The sequence below is a fragment of the Neorhizobium sp. P1_A6 genome (assembly GCF_056406795.1).
Window position 1 is genome coordinate 35,908 of sequence record NZ_JBFTZM010000004.1, and the last position, 18,859, is coordinate 54,766.

The 18,859-nt window shown below is 62.7% G+C and carries 16 protein-coding genes; 6 read left to right on the top strand and 10 right to left on the bottom strand.

What is annotated here, in order from left to right; translation table 11 throughout:
• Positions 1-57: 57 nt before the first annotated feature.
• The 5 genes from AC1D3C_RS09670 to AC1D3C_RS09690 all read left to right on the top strand — a co-directional run bounded on the left by AC1D3C_RS09670 (position 58) and on the right by AC1D3C_RS09690 (position 5,379).
• On the top strand, positions 58-2,022 hold the full coding sequence (locus AC1D3C_RS09670; RefSeq protein WP_477482718.1) for a methyl-accepting chemotaxis protein: 1,965 nt from the start codon (positions 58-60) through the stop codon (positions 2,020-2,022).
• 1 nt (position 2,023) lies between these two features.
• Positions 2,024-2,491, top strand: coding sequence for a chemotaxis protein CheW (locus AC1D3C_RS09675; RefSeq protein ID WP_007770391.1), 468 nt, complete (start codon positions 2,024-2,026; stop codon positions 2,489-2,491).
• Positions 2,492-2,695: 204 nt separating this feature from the next.
• On the top strand, positions 2,696-3,019 hold the full coding sequence (locus AC1D3C_RS09680) for a hypothetical protein (RefSeq protein WP_038543504.1): 324 nt from the start codon (positions 2,696-2,698) through the stop codon (positions 3,017-3,019).
• Positions 3,020-3,242: 223 nt separating this feature from the next.
• Positions 3,243-3,572: a hypothetical protein gene (locus AC1D3C_RS09685; protein WP_477482719.1), complete on the top strand. Its 330-nt coding sequence runs from the start codon at positions 3,243-3,245 to the stop codon at positions 3,570-3,572.
• Positions 3,573-3,678: 106 nt separating this feature from the next.
• Entirely contained in the window at positions 3,679-5,379 is a 1,701-nt protein-coding gene (locus tag AC1D3C_RS09690) for an FAD-binding dehydrogenase (RefSeq protein ID WP_477482720.1), read from the top strand.
• A 6-nt stretch (positions 5,380-5,385) separates the two neighbouring features.
• Here the strand turns inward: AC1D3C_RS09690 and AC1D3C_RS09695 are convergent, their stop codons facing one another.
• Both AC1D3C_RS09695 and AC1D3C_RS09700 read right to left on the bottom strand, forming a co-directional pair.
• Positions 5,386-5,895, bottom strand: coding sequence for a CreA family protein (locus tag AC1D3C_RS09695; RefSeq protein WP_258718998.1), 510 nt, complete (start codon positions 5,893-5,895; stop codon positions 5,386-5,388).
• 79 nt (positions 5,896-5,974) lie between these two features.
• Positions 5,975-6,565, bottom strand: coding sequence for a 3'-5' exonuclease (locus AC1D3C_RS09700; protein WP_247037080.1), 591 nt, complete (start codon positions 6,563-6,565; stop codon positions 5,975-5,977).
• A 286-nt stretch (positions 6,566-6,851) separates the two neighbouring features.
• Here AC1D3C_RS09700 and AC1D3C_RS09705 point away from each other — a divergent pair, with 286 nt between their 5' ends.
• Positions 6,852-7,385 (top strand): GNAT family N-acetyltransferase, encoded by a 534-nt coding sequence (locus tag AC1D3C_RS09705; protein WP_477483005.1) that lies wholly within the window; start codon positions 6,852-6,854, stop codon positions 7,383-7,385.
• 23 nt (positions 7,386-7,408) lie between these two features.
• Here AC1D3C_RS09705 and ligA read toward each other — a convergent pair whose 3' ends face one another.
• The 8 genes from ligA to AC1D3C_RS09745 form a co-directional block, all read right to left on the bottom strand.
• Positions 7,409-9,565, bottom strand: a complete 2,157-nt coding sequence (ligA, locus tag AC1D3C_RS09710; protein WP_477482721.1) for an NAD-dependent DNA ligase LigA — start codon at positions 9,563-9,565, stop codon at positions 7,409-7,411.
• 89 nt (positions 9,566-9,654) lie between these two features.
• The gene (gene recN / locus AC1D3C_RS09715; RefSeq protein ID WP_477482722.1) at positions 9,655-11,328 is read right to left on the bottom strand and encodes a DNA repair protein RecN; all 1,674 of its coding nucleotides are present in this window, start codon (positions 11,326-11,328) and stop codon (positions 9,655-9,657) included.
• 10 nt (positions 11,329-11,338) lie between these two features.
• On the bottom strand, positions 11,339-12,181 hold the full coding sequence (locus AC1D3C_RS09720; RefSeq protein ID WP_408962433.1) for an outer membrane protein assembly factor BamD: 843 nt from the start codon (positions 12,179-12,181) through the stop codon (positions 11,339-11,341).
• A 239-nt stretch (positions 12,182-12,420) separates the two neighbouring features.
• Positions 12,421-13,377 carry a UDP-3-O-acyl-N-acetylglucosamine deacetylase gene (gene lpxC / locus AC1D3C_RS09725; RefSeq protein ID WP_038587576.1) on the bottom strand — a complete coding sequence of 319 codons (957 nt, stop codon included), beginning with the start codon at positions 13,375-13,377 and terminating at the stop codon, positions 12,421-12,423.
• A 256-nt stretch (positions 13,378-13,633) separates the two neighbouring features.
• Positions 13,634-15,430: a cell division protein FtsZ gene (ftsZ, locus tag AC1D3C_RS09730; protein WP_477482723.1), complete on the bottom strand. Its 1,797-nt coding sequence runs from the start codon at positions 15,428-15,430 to the stop codon at positions 13,634-13,636.
• An 87-nt stretch (positions 15,431-15,517) separates the two neighbouring features.
• Positions 15,518-16,849: a cell division protein FtsA gene (ftsA, locus tag AC1D3C_RS09735; protein WP_038543524.1), complete on the bottom strand. Its 1,332-nt coding sequence runs from the start codon at positions 16,847-16,849 to the stop codon at positions 15,518-15,520.
• A complete protein-coding gene (locus AC1D3C_RS09740; protein WP_477482724.1) occupies positions 16,846-17,778 on the bottom strand; it encodes a cell division protein FtsQ/DivIB in 933 nt (310 codons plus the stop codon). Before AC1D3C_RS09740 ends, ftsA begins: the two co-directional genes overlap by 4 nt.
• Entirely contained in the window at positions 17,766-18,692 is a 927-nt protein-coding gene (locus AC1D3C_RS09745) for a D-alanine--D-alanine ligase (protein WP_038543528.1), read from the bottom strand. The genes AC1D3C_RS09740 and AC1D3C_RS09745 overlap by 13 nt, the downstream gene beginning before the upstream one ends.
• Between the last annotated feature and the right edge of the window lie 167 nt (positions 18,693-18,859).

Sequence of the window (18,859 nt, forward strand, 5' to 3'; positions counted from 1 at the left end):
TCCATCTCTATCTGCAGTCTGCCGGACCTGATCCGGCGTGGGAGGAATTTCAACAGCATGACGGCAAAACCCCTTCGCAAGACGCTGTCGGTCAATCACCGGCTCTGGACGCTGGCAGGCTCCGCCTTTGTCGGCATCGGCGCGATGCTGCTTGTCGGCTGGTACGAAGGCCGACAGCTCGACGAAGCGCTGCAGCGCGCGACCGATATCCAGGAGCATGTGGATACGGTCGACGGCATGCGCATCGCCAACCTGGAACTCGTTCTGGCAGCGATGGACACGATCGTCGACCGCGACGACAAACGGGTCGAGCCGAGCCGGCTGAAGGCGATGGCGGACTCCTCCGACAAGTTGAAAAGCTCTGCCGGTAATCTGAAGAAACTCGCGGCTGAAATCGGCAATCCAGGCCTCGCCTCGAATTTCGAGACGGACCTCGCAGCTCTTTCGACGGCGATCCAGGTCGATCTCAGAAAAATGGTCGAAACCGGCGCGCCCGAAGAGGCCTATGACAAGATCGACGACGCCATCGACGGTGCCGGCGAACGGGTTGGCGCAATGCTCGATACGGCTGCCGTCGCGGGCGAGAAACTGGTGCGCAGCCGCGTCCAGGAGGCGAATACGCTTTCCTCGACCTCGCTCTATGTGCAACTCGGCTGCGGCCTGATCGCATTGGTCGCCATGGCGATCCTGCAGAGCATTCACGGCGGCGCAATCCGGCGCGGCATCGACGGCGTTCGCGCCAGCATGCAGCGGATCATCGGTGGCGACTACAACACCCCCGTGCCCGGCATAGATCTCGGCGACGAGATCGGTGAAATGGCGCGCGCCACCGACGTCTTCAGGCTTGCAGCCGTCGAGCGCCAGACCCTGGAGGTCAATCTGGAAGACGAACGCCGCCAGAACGAGACCCGGCGGCAGACGAGCGAGTCCGAACAGAAGGCAGAAGCCGAAGCGCTCCACTTCGCAGTCGATTCGCTTGCAAGCGCCCTCAACCGTCTCTCGGAAGGCGATCTTGCGGCCGCCCTCGAGCGTCCCTTCCGGGGCGACCTCGAGCGCCTGCGCACCGACTTCAACCGGGTCGTCGAACGCCTGCGCCACGTCATGACCGAGGTCGCCACCAGCTCGAGTTCCATCGGCGCAAACGCGAATCAGATGCGCTCCGCCGCCGACGATCTCGCCAAGCGCACCGAGAAGCAGGCGGCCTCGCTTGAGGAGACATCCGCAGCCCTCGAAGAAATCACCTCGACCGTGCGCAACGCCACCAGCCGCGCCGAAGAGGCGACCCAGATGGTGAGCCATGCCAAGGACTACACGGAACAGTCCACCAGCGTGGTCCGTGATGCCACGGCCGCCATGGGGCGGATCGAGGACGCGACCGCCGAGATCGGCAAGATCATCAACGTCGTCGACGAGATCGCCTTCCAGACCAATCTGCTGGCGCTCAACGCCGGCGTCGAGGCGGCCCGCGCGGGCGAAGCCGGCAAGGGTTTTGCCGTCGTCGCCCAGGAAGTCCGCGAACTCGCCGGACGCGCTGCCGGCGCGGCCAAGGATATCAAGGCGCTGGTCACCCGTTCGAACCACGAGGTCAAGACCGGCGTCGATCTGGTGAAGGCGACCGGCGAAGCGCTGACGCGGATCGGCGACGACGTGCTGAAAATCAACGACCACGTTCACGCGATCTTCACCTCTGCACGCGAACAATCGACCGGACTGACGGAAATCAATATCGCGATCGGCCAGATGGACCAAGCAACGCAACAGAACGCCGCAATGGTGGAGCAGAGCACCGCTGCCAGCCATTCGCTGGCAAGCGATGCCGAAAACCTCAACCAGCTGATCAGCCATTTCCAGATCCGCGGAGGCAATGGCCCGCGCGCCGTCGAGGCTGCGAGCGCTTCCACGCCACCCAAACCATCGCCCGCACTCAACTTGATGAACAAGCTCGCGGGAGCCTTCAGCAATAGCCCCACCTCCGCCAAGCCGAAGGCCGTGGGATCCTCAGACAAATGGGAAGAGTTCTGACATGAGCAATGCCATCAAGCAGTCCGGCGCCTACCTCGAAATCGTCTCCTTCCATCTCGGAGACCAGGAATTCTGCATCGACATCATGGCGATCCGCGAAATCCGCGGCTGGGCACCGGTGACCCCGATGCCGCACACCCCGTCCTACGTGCTCGGCCTCATCAACCTGCGTGGCGCGGTGATCCCGGTCATCGACATGGCCTGCCGCCTCGGCATGAAGATGACCGAACCGTCGGAACGTTCCGCAATCATCGTCACCGACATCGCCGGCAAGCTGGTCGGCCTGCTGGTCGAACAGGTTTCCGACATGATGACCATTCGTGGTGAAGACCTGCAGCCGGCCCCGGAAATCATTCCGGAAGCCCAGCGGGCCTTCTGCCGCGGCATCGTCGCGCTTGAAAAGACGATGGTCTGCTTCCTGAACCTGGACACCGTCATCGCCGACGAACTGGCGCGCGAAGCCGCGTAATTTCCCAGGCGCAAAAAAGTCCGAAACTATGTCCGGATCTTCCGTCACACGCAAATGTGACGGAAGATTAACGCATTGTAATCATTGCCTATTTGTAACAATTTTAAACGGAACCGGGGAACCGGGTCGACGTTCTCCCGTCGCTAAACGCCCAACCGACGCCTCAAACGCCCCTCGGCTGGTTTATCCAATAGGAGAACGACCATGAACAAGGCTTTTGCTCTCGCAGTCCTGATGTCCGCAGCCACGATGGGAACCGCATATGCCCGCGATATGGGCATGACGGCCAAGCCCGCCGGCGATGTCGCCATCGTCTATACCGATCCCGAAATCGACAACAGCGCCAAACGGCTCGACGTGCCTGAGAGCATCATCCATCCAAGCCCGGCAATGGTGCAGAAGGCACAGGCCGAGGTGAAGGCCGACCGCGCGCTGCGAGCCGATCTTCTGAAGCAGAACGTCGAACTCAACAACGTCGTGGCGATCGACACCGCCGCCGATGGCAGCCGGACCGTCTACGTCCGCTGATTCGCCGTTGATGAAACGGGGCCCGGTGTCTTTTCTCCGGACCCCGTTTCGGCGAAAGCCATTCACAATCGCCTCTACGCGGGTGATGGAACCTTAAATCATTGCTGCTTAGAGATGATTTCGGAAAAGCCCGGAACAATCTCCGGGCGTTTCCGGTTCCGTCCATATCTTGGTGCTGAAGAGACACATGTTCGGCGCCCAAGAACCGAGAAAGGAACATGTTATGAAGAAGGTTATTGCTCTCGCAACTCTTATATCCGCTTCCTCAATCGGGGGCGTTTACGCCCAGGACCTTGCCCCGACCACGCCGGCCCCCTCCCCGTCGGACGTGACGGTGGTCTACATTACCGAAGCTACGGATAGCGAATCGTCGAACGACAAGATCCCGCCGACGCTGACGACACCCAACCCGCAGGCAGCGGAGGCTGCCCAGGCGCAGATCCGAACGGATTCCAACCTGATGGCAGCTCTCGAAGAGAAGAACGTCCAGTTGCAGAACGTGGCGGGTATCGAAACGGCCGCCAACGGTGGCAAGATCGTCTACGTTCGTTGATCACCCATTTGAGGACTGAGAACAGGCTCGCTTTGCGGGCCTGTTTTTTGTCGTGTCGCGCCTGAATTGACTCCTGCCACACCGCATGACTGTATTCGCGGTGAGGATGCAGCATGGTTTGTATCTCCACGCTTTGGGAGGAGCGCGCTTGAGCGACAGAGTTGACGCCATCGTGGTGGGCGCGGGCCTTTCGGGCCTCGTCGCCGCGACCGAACTTGCAGATGCCGGCCGCTCCGTCGTCATCCTCGACCAGGAACCGGAACAGAACCTTGGCGGCCAGGCCTTCTGGTCGCTCGGCGGGCTGTTCCTCGTCGATTCTCCCGAACAACGGCGGATGGGCATCCGCGATTCGCTCGATCTCGCCTGGCAGGATTGGCTCGACACCGCCGGTTTCGACCGCGAGGAGGATCATTGGCCACGCCTCTGGGCGGAAGCCTATGTAGCCTTCGCCGCCGGCGAGAAACGCTCCTGGCTCAGGCAGATGGGCCATCGCATCTTTCCGATCGTCGGCTGGGCGGAACGCGGCGGCGGCTCGGCGACCTCGCATGGCAATTCCGTGCCTCGGTTCCACACCACCTGGGGCACCGGCCCCGGTGTCGTCGAACCGTTCGAGCGGCGGGCGCGCGAGGCGGAGAAAAGCGGCAGGATCCGCTTTCTCTGGCGGCACCGCGTCGACAATCTGGTCAGGACCGGCAGTGCCGTGACAGGGGTTGCAGGCACGGTCCTTGCGGCAAGCACGGCGCTGCGCGGCGAGGAAACCTCCAGGACACCGGCCGGTGACTTCGAACTCAATGCGCCGATCGTCATCGTCGCTTCGGGCGGCATCGGCGGCAACCAAGATCTGGTGCGGCAAATGTGGCCGGAACGGCTGGGCAGACCGCCGGCCTTCATGGTCTCGGGCGTGCCGAAACATGTGGACGGGCGGATGATCGGCATAACCCGGACGGCCGGCGGGCAGGTGATCAACCGCGACCGCATGTGGCACTATACCGAGGGCCTGCGGAACTGGAACCCGATCTGGCAAAACCATGGCATCCGCATCCTGCCAGGCCCTTCCTCGATGTGGTTCGACGCGACGGGCAAGCGCCTGCCTGCCCCTTTTTATCCCGGCTACGATACGCTCGGCACGCTGCAGCACCTCATGGCGACCGGCTACGACTACAGCTGGTTCGTGCTGAACCAGAGCATCATCCGCAAGGAATTCGCGCTCTCCGGCTCGGAACAGAACCCGGACCTCACCGGTCGCGACTGGAAGCTGACCGCGAGACGGGCGATCGGCAGGAAAGCGACGGGGCCAGTCGAGGCCTTCAAGGAACAGGGCGAGGATTTCGTGATCGCCGAGAGCCTTGGCGAACTGGTCGCGGGCATGAACCGGCTTGCCGGCAGCAACCTCCTGGACCTCGCACAAATCGAGCGCGAGATATCGGCCCGCGACGGGCAGGTGGCCAATCCCTTTGCCAAGGATGCGCAGATCATGGGCATCCACAACGCCCGCCGCTCGCTCGGTGAAAAGCTGGTGCGCACGGCAAAACCGCACCGCATTCTCGATCCGGCGCACGGACCGTTGATCGCGGTGAGGCTGAACATCCTGACCCGCAAGACGCTCGGGGGGATCGAGACGGACCTCTCGGCCCGCGTGCTCGGTGAGAATGGAGACGTGATCCCGGGCCTCTATGCCGTCGGCGAGGCCGCCGGCTTCGGCGGTGGCGGCATGCACGGCTATCGGGCGCTGGAAGGCACCTTTCTCGGCGGCTGCCTGTTTTCCGGCCGCAATGCCGGCCGGGCGGCCGCGGCAGCCCTCGGCTGAGCTCGACTATGGCTTGGGCTTGCCGTTCTTCCAGGCGACGTTCTGGTTATAGAGCGGCACGGTCGAGATCGCCATCTTGGCGGAACCGTCCACCACCTGCCGCGAGTGAGCGAGATAGATCAGCGTGTCGTTCGCCTTGTCGTAGATACGCTTGACGAGCAGGTTCTTCCAGATCAGGGAACGGCCCTGCCGGAACACTTCCTCGCCGCCCTTGCCGAGGTCGATCTCGCCGATCTCGATCGGACCGGTCTGGCGGCAGGCAATCGAATTGTTGGAGGGGTCTTCGAACCAGTTGCCGTTCTTAAGCCGGTCTATGATGCCGCGTTCGAAATAGGTGACGTGGCAGGTTACGCCCTTTATCTGCGGATCGGCGACCGCCTCGACGATGATGTCATTGCCGGTCCAGTCGACGCCGACTTCGCCGACCACCTGCGCGGAAACGGGGGCGGCAAGCGTCCCGAACGACAGGGCGACGGCGGATGCAAGGCAGGCAATTCGATTGATGGGTTGTTTCATGGGGGAACGGCTCCGGTAAACGATCCGTGATCTGAGATAAGGATTGCCGGACCGGAAACAAGCAGCTTCGCGAAAGTGCCTATTTCAGCCGGCAGGTGCAGGGCGCGTAACCGCCGGAAAACAGCCGCCCGACCTTCATGCCGATCGCAGCCGGAATGTCGCGGACATGCGGCACGGCAAGCGATTTGGCGATCGCGATTGTCGCCCGCGCGCAGACGGCCGCGTCTTCTGCTGCATTGTGATGCGCGAAGCGAAGGCCGAGATGCTGGGCAAGGACATTGAGCTTGTGCGAGCCGAGATGCGGCCAGACTTTCTGCGACATCTTCACGCTGCAGAGATAAGACAGGTCCGGATAACTCTGCCGGTAGGCGTCGAGACAGGCCCGCCAGACGCTGAAATCGAAGGCGGCATTGTGGGCAATCATCGTCGCGCCGCGAAAATCGTCGGCGAACTCGTCCATCACTTCCGGAAACTCGCCGGCATCCTCGACATGTTCCGGCCGGATGCCGTGGATGGCGACGTTGAAGGAGGAAAACCGCATGTCCTTCGGGCGGATCAGCCGTTCCTCCACCCGCACCACCTCGTCGCCCTCCAGCCAGGCAAGCCCGACCGAGCAGGCGCTGCCGCGTTGCTCGTTGGCGGTTTCGAAATCGATGGCGATGGTTTTCAAGGGCTGGTTCCGGATGCTTGTCGGAGAACTTCTACAGGTGGGAATTCGATTCGGCAAAGACGGCCAGCGCTTTCACCCCTCTTGACGATCCGGCGCTTGTCTGAGACGTTGCGCGCCATGACACGTTTCGCCACCCACATGCATCTTACCGTGACCATTCACCCCGCAGGGTGCGTGGCGGTCTTGGCGCGTTAACCGGTCATCCGTCCACCAACCCTGCCCGATATGGCAGGGTTCGGTGTTTCCGCTCTGCCTCGGCGAAGAACCAAGGAGAGCAAGCATGAAGATAGCCGAAGAGATCCAGGAGAAACCACCCCGACCGTCCAGGCTGAAGGGTCTTGAGATTCGTGCCTTGCGCGCGACGGACGCCGAGGCCGTCAACGCTTTGGCCAACATGCCCGGTTATCGCTACGGAACCCTGCGTCTGCCGCACACACGCCTGGAAGAGACCCGCAAATGGGTCGAGAGCCCGACGCCTGGAAGCATCGCGCTGGTGGCCACCTACGAGGGCCAGATCGTCGGCAACGGCGGCATCAACCGATTTCAGGGCCGTCGGAGCCACGCGGCTAGCCTCGGCATGGGCGTGCACGACGATTTTGTCGGACGCGGAGTGGGCCGCGCCTTGCTCGGCGAGACGGTACAGGTCGCAGACGACTGGCTGGACATCCGCCGGCTCGAACTGACCGTCTACACCGACAACGAGGCAGCCATCGCGCTCTACCGGAAATTCGGCTTCGAGATGGAAGGCCATTTCAAGCAATTCGCCTTCCGCGAAGGACGATATGTCGATGCCTATTCGATGGCGCGGCTCAGGGTGTGACCTTCATCACCGTATGAAGGCCTTCACGCAATAAAGGCGAGCCATTCGTCCTCGTCCATCACCTGGACGCCGAGTTCCCTCGCCTTGTCGAGCTTGGAGCCGGCGCCAGGACCCGCGACCACATAGTCGGTCTTCTTGGAGACCGACCCGACCACCTTGGCGCCAAGGCTTTCCGCCCTCGCCTTGGCCTCGTCGCGGGTGAATTTTTCGAGCGAGCCGGTGAAGACCACCGTCTTGCCGGCGATCGGGCTGTTGGAGGCGACCGGCTGTTCGGCGGCCTGCGGCGTCACCTCTTCGCGAAGCCGGGTGATGACCTCGACATTGCGCGGCTCCTTGAAGAACTCGACGATGGCGCGCGCCATCACCTCGCCGATGCCCTCGATATTGTTCAAATCGTCCCAGGCGTCGCCGGAAAGCTCGGCCGCATCGTCCATGGCCTTCGCAAACGCCTCGTAGGTGCCGTAGGCGCGCGCAAGCAGCTTGGCGGTGGTCTCGCCTACGTGCCGGATGCCGAGCGCGTAGATGAAGCGGTGAAGCGCGATCTCGCGCCGCTCGTCGATCGCATCGAACAGTTTCTTGACGCTGACTTTTCCGAAGCCCTCGATATTTTCGAGTTTGGTAAGCGTCGAGGCCTCCTGCCGCCGCTTCAGCGTGAAGATGTCGGGCGCAGTGCGGATCTTCAGCGCGTCGTCTTCCGCCTCGAAGAAGAAATCGATCTGCTTGGAGCCGAGGCCTTCGATATCGAAGGCGTTGCGCGACACGAAATGTTTGAGGTGCTCGGTCGCCTGCGCACGGCAAACGAAACCGCCGGTGCAGCGGGTGACCGAATCGAGCTTGCCGGTCTTTTCGTTACGCTCGCGCACCGCATGACTGTCGCAGACGGGGCATTTCTTCGGGAATTCGTAGGGCACGGCTTCCGGAGGACGCTTCTCCATCACCACGTCGAGCACCTGCGGGATGACATCCCCTGCTCGCTGGACGATGACGGTGTCGCCGACGCGGATATCGTGATCCGGCTCGCGGATCGGTTCGCCGGAATTGCCGAGCCCCTTGATATAGTCTTCGTTGTGGAGCGTCGCATTGGTGACGACCACGCCGCCGACGGTGACCGGCGTCAGGCGCGCGACCGGCGTCAGCGCTCCGGTGCGGCCGACCTGGATGTCGATCCGCTCCACATGAGTAAAGGCCTGTTCCGCCGGGAATTTATGCGCCGTGGCCCAGCGCGGCGAACGCGAGCGAAAACCGAGCCGGGCCTGCAGGTCGAGCCTGTCCACCTTGTAGACGACACCATCGATCTCGTAGTCGAGATCCGGGCGCTTGAGGCCGATATCCTTGTAATGAGCGATGATATCCTCGACCGCGTGCAGGCGTTTCATCAGCGGGTTGACCGGAAAACCCCATTCCCTGAATTTTTCGACCATGCCCATCTGGGTGTCGGCCGGCATCTCCGACATCTCGCCCCAGGCATAGGCGAAGAATTTCAGGTTGCGGCTTGCGGTCACCTTGGCGTCGAGCTGGCGCAGCGAGCCGGCGGCCGTATTGCGCGGGTTGACATAGGTCTGCTTGCCTTCCGCCGCCATCTTCTCGTTAAGCGCCAGGAAGTCGCTTTTCGTCATATAAACCTCGCCACGCACCTCGACGACATCGGGCACGCCGGCCGGCAGGCGATTGGGGATTTCCTTGATGGTCTTGATGTTCTCGGTGACGTTTTCGCCGGTCGTGCCGTCGCCACGGGTGGCAGCATTCACCAGCCGGCCGTTCTCGTAACGGATCGACATGGAAAGCCCGTCGATCTTCGGTTCGGCGGTAAACGCAATCGAGCCGTCCGGCAGCTGGCCGAGGAAACGGTAGACGGAAGAGACGAAATCGCGGACATCGTCGTCCGAGAAAGTGTTATCGAGCGACAGCATCGGCCGCGAGTGGGTGATCGCCGCAAACGTCGGCAAGGGCGCCGCACCGACCCGGATCGACGGACTGTCGGCGCGGATCAGCTGCGGAAACCGTTTTTCGATCGCATCGTTGCGCCGTTTCAGCGCGTCGTAATCCGCATCCGAAATCTGCGGCGCGTCATGGCCGTGATAAAGCTCGTCATTGCGGGCAATCTCCGCCGCCAAATAGGCCAGTTCGGCTGCGGCCTGTTCTTCGGTCAGGTTTTCGACGGGCGTCTGTTCGGCGGACATGCGGGTCTACTCCTCGGGTAGCGAGGAGTCGTTTTGTAGCGCAAATTTTTCCGATGGGAAGGGTGGATGGAAGGTCTCGGTGGATGAGCCTAGCCGTTGCCCGCCAGCAGCCGCTTGGCCGCCGCCCTCGCCTCGTCGGTCACCGATGCGCCGGCGAGCATGCGGGCGATCTCTTCGGTGCGGTGTTCCGGCTCCATGGTGGCGACGCGGGTGGCGATCTTGTCGGTGCCCTCGCCGGCCGGTCCCTTGGAAATCAGCAGATGCGTTGCGGCACGGGCGGCCACCTGCGGCGCATGGGTGACGGACAGCACCTGCACCTTGTCCGACAGCCGCTTCAGCCGCTGGCCGATCGCATCGGCGACGGCACCGCCGACCCCGGTATCGATTTCGTCGAAGACCAGCGTCGGAGCCGAACCGCGGTCGGCGAGCGCCACCTTGAGCGCCAGAAGGAAACGCGACAGCTCGCCGCCCGAAGCGACCTTCATGATCGGGCCCGGACGCGTGCCGGGATTGGTCTGGACGTGGAACTCGACGGTATCGATGCCTTCGGCGCTCGCCGCTTCCGGATCGCTCGCCACATCCACCATGAAACGGGCCCGTTCGAGCTTCAGCGCTGGCAGCTCGGTCATCACGGCTTCGGCCAGCGCCTCGGCGCCATGCCGGCGCTTCTCGGACAGGATTACGGCGGCTTGATCGTAGGCGGCCTTGGCGGCGGAGGTCAGCTTTTCCAGTTCGGCGAGCTTCTCTTCGCCGGCATCGAGATCGGCAAGGTCCGATATCATCTTTTCGGCAAGTGCCGGCAGGTCGGCGACCGGGATCGAATATTTGCGGCCGGCGGCCCGGAGCGCAAACAGCCGCTCCTCGACCCGCTCCAGTTCGCGCGGATCGAATTCGGTCCGCCTCAGCGCCGCCTCGACTTCCATCTGGGCATTGGAGAGGTAGTTGAGCGCCTGATCGAGAAGCTCGACGGTTTCTTCGAGCAGGCCTGGCGCCTCGTGGCTCTTGCGCTCCAGGCGCCGGACCAGCGAGGCGATCAGCGGAACGGGCGATGCATTGCCATTGAGGAATTCGGAGGCCTCGGAAATGTCGCCGGCGATGCGTTCGGACTTCTGCATGCGCGAGCGCTGTTCGGCAAGCTCGTCCTCCTCGCCATCGCGCGGCGAGAGCGCTTCGAGTTCTTCCACAGAGGCGCGGATATAGTCTGCTTCGCGCGCCGCGGCCTCGACCCTGGCGCGATGGGTCTTGAAGGCCCGATCCGCGTCCTTCCAGGAGCGATAAAGGGCGGAAAGCTGCAGCACCTCGTCGCTTAAGCCCGTGAAGGCGTCGAGCAGCGTGCGGTGCGCGTCGGTGTCGATCAGCGCCCGGTCGTCGTGCTGTCCGTGGATCTCGACCAGAAGCTGGCCGGCCTGGCGCATCAGCTGCACGCTGACTGGCTGGTCGTTGATCGAGGCGCGTGTGCGCCCATCGGCCGACTGGATGCGGCGGAAGATCAGATCGCCGTCGTCGTCGATGCCGTTGTCGCGCAGGAGTTTTCGGGCACCGTGGCTGCCGGATACGTCGAAGACGGCCGTCACCTGGCCCTTGTCCTCGCCATGGCGCACCAGGCCGCCGTCACCACGGCCGCCGAGCGCCAGCGAAAGACTGTCGAGCAAAATCGATTTGCCGGCGCCGGTTTCGCCGGTCAGCACCGAAAGGCCGGTCTCGAAGGCAAGATCCAGCCGCTCGATCAGAACGATATCGCGGATCGACAACTGGATCAGCATGTCTCAGACCTTAAGCGCCGATCAGTTTGGCCCCGGCGCGGGAAATCCACGAACCGCGATTTTCACGCGGTTCGACGCCGTTGCCCTTCAGCAGCTTGAAGGAATCCGCATACCACTGGCTGTCGGGATAATTGCGCCCTAGAACAGCGGCCGCGGTCTGCGCCTCTTCCGTAATGCCCATCGCATAATAGGCTTCGGTCAGACGCGCCAGCGCCTCTTCCACCTGGTTGGTGTTGGGATACTGCTCGACCACGTTGCGGAAACGCTGGATCGCGGCAAGATATTCCTTGCGCTCCAGGTAGTAGCGGCCGATCTGCATTTCCTTGCCGGCGAGCTGATCGCGCGCAAAGCGGATCTTCGCCTGCGCATCCTCGACATATTCCGAGCTCGGATAATTGGTTACGACCTTGTTCATCGCATCGATGGTGCGCACGGCTGCGCGCTGGTCCTGGGTCACGTCGGCGATCTGCTTGGAGTAAGCAAGGCCGACGAGATACTGGACATAGGCCGAATCCTGCGATTGCGGATACTGGCTCATGTAGCGGTTGCCGGTGGCCACCGCCTCGTCGTTGCGGCCGAGCCGGTACTTGGTGAACGTGCTCATGACGAGCGCCTTGCGGCCCCATTCCGTGAAGGGATTCTGGCGGTCGATCGAATCGAACTTGCGGCCTGCTTCGGCAAGGTTGCCAGCCTTCATGTTGGCGAGACCCTGGTTGTAGAGCGTCTCCGGCGCATCCGTTTCGAGACCGAGCTTGGTGATGTCGATATCGGGATCCGACTGGCAGGCGGTCACGCCAAAGCCGGCGCCGGCCAGCACCAGCGACACAAGCGCCACTCTTGCCGTCTTACGCATTCCAACAGACCTTACATGGTTCATTCGACAATTCCTGATCGTCCCGCGCCTGATAAGCCCGCCGCCTAAGCAGGCCGTTCTAGCCATAAAAGCAAAGGGAGAGCAACGCAATGCTGCGGCATTAATGCATTTTTGTGGCACGTCGCCGCAATACGGCATTTCAAGGTTAAATCGAAACATGTCTCCCAAAAGAAAAGGCCGCTTCGGGGGAAGCGGCCGAGTCGACTGGATCAATTTACTCAGGCGAACCAGGATGTCAGTTCCGGCACGTTGACCGGTACGAACTCCCGTGCCCGTACTCGGGCCGCACGCGACGACGGAGCCTCGACGACCTCATAAGCCGTCGGATCGCTCATCAGCGCCTTCAATGCGTTGGCATTCATCTTGTGGCCGCCGCGGTAGGACCGGTAGCAGCCGATGAACTGGGCGCCGGCAAGCGCCAGATCGCCGACGGCATCGAGCGTCTTGTGGCGGACGAATTCATCCTTGTAGCGAAGGCCCTCGACATTGACGATCGTGTCGTCGTCCGAGATGACGACCGAATTTTCCAGCGAGGAGCCGAGTGCGTAGCCGGCAGCCCAGAGACGCTCCACATCGCGCATGAAACCGAAGGTGCGGGCGCGGGAGAGTTCCTGCTTGAAGGTCTCGGCGGTCAGGTCGCCTTTCCAGCTCTGGCGGCCGATCAGCGGCGACGAGAAGTCGATCTCCACCTCGAAGCGTGTGCCGTCATAGGGCCGGAATTCCGACCAGCAAGCGCCGGAGTCGATGCGGACCGGTTTCAGGACGCGGATATAACGGCGCTTGATGCCGAGATTGACGATACCGACCTGTTCGATGGCTTCGATGAAAGGATAGGAGCTGCCGTCCATGATCGGCATTTCGCCGCTATCGACTTCGACCATGATATTGTCGACACCGAGCGCGTAGAGCGCGGCCATCACGTGTTCGATCGTCGCGACGGCGCGGGAAAGCGAAGTGCCGAGAACGGTGCAGAGATCGGTGTTGCCGACCTGCGAGGAAACGGCGCGATATTCGACCGAGCTGCCGTCGTCCAGAAGACGCGTGAAGATCACGCCGGTACCGGCTTCGGCCGGTTGAAAGGTGAGGCTGACAGGGGCTCCGGAATGAACGCCAATCCCCTTCAGTGTTACCGGGGAGGCGATGGTGGTCTGGAAACCGAACAGTCCGATAGTCATTCCTGCTGCCTTCTTGTCGCCGGATCCGTAAAGCAGAAGGATCCGATATTCTTTAGCGCCAGCCGGACCGATCGCCTGAATCGGTCGATCTCTTTTGGCGTCCCTTAGCGTCTTTCATACGCAGCCGTTTGGCACAATCCAAATCACTGTTCATTTCGGATTGTTACGTTGTTAACTCTGCGTCCTGATTGATAAAACGCCTGAAGGCCCGGATGCGTGATCCGGGCCTTCTTCACGTTTCGTGACCGTCCTTAACTCAGTTCGATTGACGGCGCAGGAAGGCCGGAATTTCGAGCTGGTCTTCCTCGTGATGGGCCTGCGGAACTGCACGTCCATGATCGTCGAGATTGCCGCGGCGCGGCGCATAAAGACTTGCTTCCGCCGACAGCGGACGACGCTGCTGTGGGGGCGGAGCCGGTGCGGCCGGCTCGACGTGAGCAGGCTCTTCCTCTTCGCGGCGACCAAGCGAGTTGGTGATCCGCTTCAGGAGACCCATCGGGCCGCGCTCTTCCTGCACATGGCTCACCGGCTGGGCGCGGTGATCCATCTCGGCCTTCACGACCGGCGGAAAATCCTCGACCTTCGGCATGCGAACCGGCTGCACCACCTGCGACATCGAAGGTGCCATCGGCTCACGATAGACCGGCTGTGCCGGGCGAGGAGCGGGCTGGCTCATCATCGGAGCAGGCTGGGGCTGTACGTGCTGGTGAACCGGGGCTGGTTGCGGTGCAGGAGCCGGCCGGCTCATGACCGGAGCCGGTGCTTCGACCGGAGCAGCACCGAAGATGCGGCTCTGCGGACGGAACTCTTCCTGCTGCTGCATGACCGGCTGCGGAGCGACCGGCTGGGGTGCCGGAGCCGCATACTGGTGCTGCGGTTCTGCGATCGCCAGTTCCCGTTCCATCTCGGCTTCCGCCATGCGGATCGTTTCGGCGATCGGGTCGACAGCCGGCCTCGGAGCCGGAGCGGCCTGCATGACCGGAGCCGGCTGGGCGGCAACCGGAGCCGGAGCGATGGCGGCAGACGGACGGATGATCGGTTTTGCGGCAGCGCGCATCTCTGCGGCGCGAATGTCGACCGAGCCGGCGGCACGATCGATGCCGGTCGCCACAACCGATACACGGATCAGGCCTTCGAGCGCTTCGTCGAAGGTCGCGCCGAGGATGATGTTGGCATCCGGATCGACTTCTTCGCGGATGCGGGTCGCGGCTTCGTCGACTTCGAACAGCGTCAGGTCGCGACCACCGGTGATCGAGATCAGCAGGCCCTGAGCGCCCTTCATCGAGGTCTCGTCGAGCAGCGGATTGGCGATCGCGGCTTCGGCGGCCTGCATGGCGCGGCCCGGGCCGGATGCTTCGCCGGTGCCCATCATCGCGCGGCCCATCTCGCGCATCACCGAGCGGACGTCGGCGAAGTCGAGGTTGATCAGGCCTTCCTTGACCATCAGGTCGGTAATGCAGGCGACGCCCGAATAAAGAACCTGGTCGGCCATCGCAAACGCGTCGGCGAAGGTCGTCTTGTCGTTGGCGATGCGGAAGAGGTTCTGGTTCGGAATGACGATCAGCGTGTCGACAGACTTCTGCAGTTCCTGGATACCCATCTCGGCAAGGCGCATGCGGCGCTGGCCTTCGAAGTGGAACGGCTTGGTGACGACGCCAACCGTCAGGATGCCCTTGGAGCGGGCTGCCTGTGCGACGACCGGGGCTGCACCCGTGCCGGTGCCGCCGCCCATGCCGGCGGTGACAAAGCACATGTGTGTGCCGTGCAGGTGATCGACGATCTCGTCGAGGCATTCTTCCGCGGCGGCGCGGCCGACTTCCGGCTGCGAACCGGCGCCGAGACCTTCAGTGACCCGAGCACCCATCTGGATGATACGCTCGGCCTTGGTCATGGTCAGCGCCTGGGCATCGGTATTGGCGACGACGAAGTCGACGCCCTCGAGGCCGGCGGTGATCATGTTGTTGACGGCGTTACCACCGCCGCCACCGACGCCAAACACGGTAATCCGAGGCTTCAACTCGGTGATATCAGGCTTTTGCAGCTTGATGGTCATTGCACCAGTTCCTTCTTTTTCTGGCCGCATCGCCGCCGGCCAATTCATTGCAACTCTGCTCCGATGCGGGCGGGCGAGCCCCTCACATCAAAAACTTTCCTTCAACCACTGACCGACGCGGGCCAGCCGGCCATTGCCGCTTCCCAGCGAGGCCATCAGGCCGCTCTGCGTAGCGTGTGTTTCCAAGTCCGCGACCTGCGGATAGATCATCAGGCCGACCGCCGTCGAAAACGCCGGTCCCTTGGCTGCCGTCGGCAGACCGGAGACGCCCATCGGGCGGCCGATCCGGACGTTGCGCGCAAGAATCCGGCGCGCCGTTTCCGAAAGGCCGGTGAGCTGGCTGGCACCACCGGTCAGCACGACGCGCTTGCCGACGATCGGGCTGAAGCCCGACTTCTGGATGCGGTCGCGGATGAGTTCGAGCGTCTCTTCGATACGGGCCTGCACGATGCGGGTGACCAGYGAGCGCGGCACCTGCGTCGGCTGGTCGCGGTCGTCCTCGCCGATCGGCGGGACGGAGATCACGTCGCGTTCGTCGGACCCGTTGGCAAGCGCCGAACCGTGCACGACCTTCATCCGCTCCGCATCCTCGATACGGGTGGAAAGCCCGCGGGCAAGGTCTGTCGTCACGTGATGGCCGCCAAGGCTGATCGCGTCCGTATGGACGAGCTTGCCTTCGGCGAAAACCGAGATCGTCGTCGTGCCGCCGCCCATGTCGATCGCCGCGCAACCGAGTTCGACTTCGTCGTCGACGAGGGCCGCGAGGCCGCTGGCATAGGGCGTCGCCACCATGCCCTCGACCGAGAGGTGGGCGCGGTTGACGCAGAGTTCGAGGTTCTTCAGCGTGGCGCGTTCGGCTGCGACCACATGCATATCGACGCCGAGCGTATCGCCGAACATCGCCAGCGGATCGCGGATACCGCGCTCGCCGTCGAGCGAGAAGCCGGTGGGCAGTGAATGCAGGATGGCGCGGTCCTGGCGCAGCGACTGCTGGCTTGCCGCGATAAGAACCTTCTTGAGATCAGCCTCTTCCACTTCCTGGCCGCCGAGATCGATCGTCGCGGTATAGACGTCGCTGGTGATGCGGCCGGCGGACACATTGACGATCAGACTATCGACGGTAAGCCCGGCCATACGCTCGGCGGCATCGACCGCCAGACGAACGACACTTTCCGCGGCATCCAGATCGCCGATCACGCCGGACTTCACACCGCGCGAGCGCTGGTGGCCGATGCCGATGATCTCGATATTGTGGGTGCGGCCCGGCAGGACCTGGCTTTCCTGACGCGGCGTCAGCCGGGCGATCATGCAGACCACCTTGGTGGAGCCGATATCCAGGACCGAGACGACATGGCTGCGCTTGGAAGACAGCGGCTTCATGCGCGGCAGGCCGAAATGGGAGGAACCGAATACGCTCAAGACTGCTCTCCCAGTTTCTTCAGGGCCTTTGATCGTGCGTCGAGCGCTTCCCTGCGGCGATCCAGAGCGCCAGGGGTGAGCTGAACAGTGGTGCGATCCTCAAGCCGAAGATCGACGGCGGCGACGTCACGCTCCAGCACGCCCTGATCCTTTTCGAGCTTGGCGAGCATGGCGAGCGCCTTGGCGACATTGCCTTCCGGCAGCTTCAGCACGATGCCGTTGTCGAGATGCAGATCCCAGCGGCGGCCGGCGATGCGGACATAGGCCTTCACCCGGTTCTTCAGCTCCGGCCAGCCCGACAGGGCGTCCTCGAAAGAGGCCGCAGCCGCCTCGGCATCGCGGCCGACGAAGAGCGGCAGGGAAGCGAACTTGTTGTCGCGAAGCGGCGCAATCACGCTGCCGTTCTTTTCGATCAGCGAGAGCTCGGAACCGTGTTGCCAGATCCCGAATGCCTGACGCTCTTTCAGCATCACCTCGATCGTCTTCGGGTAGATTTTACGGACTTCCGCATACTGAACCCAGGGGAGCGCCGAGAGCTTGCGGCGAGCCGAATCGATATCGAGAGCGACGAGCGACGTCGTGCCGTCGAGCCCGAGAAGCTGCAGGATGTCGATTTCGGAGGTCTGGTCATTACCGGAAACACGAACGTCTTCGATCGCAAAGCCGACAGCAGCAGTGGTCGCCTGCGCGACGGCCTGGCCGTGACCGCCGAGCGACATGCCGTAGAGACCGATCGCAGCGAAGAAGCCGGCAGCCGAAACGGTTCCGGTATGAGACGGGATATGGATGCGGCCGGTGGCGAGGCTTACGCAGAAACGGAAAACCCGGCGCAGCGGACGAGGAAGAACCCGGCGCTCCTCGGCACCGAGATAAAGAGCCTGAGAACGGCCGCGCGGTCCACCCGCCTTTCTGCCGATCAACGCAAACACGTAGCGTCCTCCACCATCCAACGGACGAGTTCACCAAATGAGTGGCCGGCATGGCCGGCCATTTCGGGCACCAAGGATGTCGGGGTCATGCCCGGCTGCGTATTGATTTCCAGCCAGATGACCTCGCCGTTCTCGGAGAAGCGGTCGTCGTAGCGAAAGTCGGAGCGACTAACGCCACGGCAGCCCATCGCCTGATGCGCCTTGAGCGCCAGTGTTTGAATCTTTTGGTAAATATTCGGTGAAATCTGCGCCGGAATGACGTGTTTCGAACCACCCTCCGCATATTTCGCGTCGTAATCGTAAAAGGCGTGGCTAAGCGGCACCACTTCGGTAACCCCAAGCGCCACATCGCCCATCACGCCGCAGGTGAGCTCGCGGCCATAGACATACCGCTCGACCAGAACCCGATCACCGTAGCGCCACTCGGACGAGCCGATAATCTGCGGCGGATGCGACTGATTCTCCTGGACGATCACGACACCGAAGGACGACCCCTCGCGGACCGGCTTCACCACGTAAGGCGGCTTCATCGGATGAGCATTACCGATATCGAACCGGCTCATCGCCTTGGCTTCGGCGACCGGAATGCCGGACGCCTTGGCAACATGCTTGGCCTGATGCTTGTCCATGGCGAGCGCAGACGCGAGCACGCCGGAATGAGTATAGGGAATTTCGAGATATTCGAGAATGCCCTGAATCGTCCCGTCCTCGCCGAAAGGCCCATGCAAAGCGTTGAAGGCGACGTCCGGCCGAAGCTCCGAGAGGACGGCCGCCACATCCCGGCCGACATCGACGCGGGTGACGCGGTAGCCTTCGCCTTCGAGAGCATCCGCACAGGCAGCGCCCGAGGACAGGCTGACAGGCCGCTCGGAGGAAAATCCTCCCATCAAAACAGCCACGTGCTTGTCGCTCATCAATCACTCCAGCCAAAAAGGACTACAATTCAAAAGTACGGCGCTTGCGCCAACCTGCTCTCTGACGATTCCCGCCGGACGTTAGGCATGCCTGCATTAGTGCCCGAATATAGTTAACAAACCGTTTACCTTGATTAACCCGGGTAGCCAAAAGCATGAAAACAAAG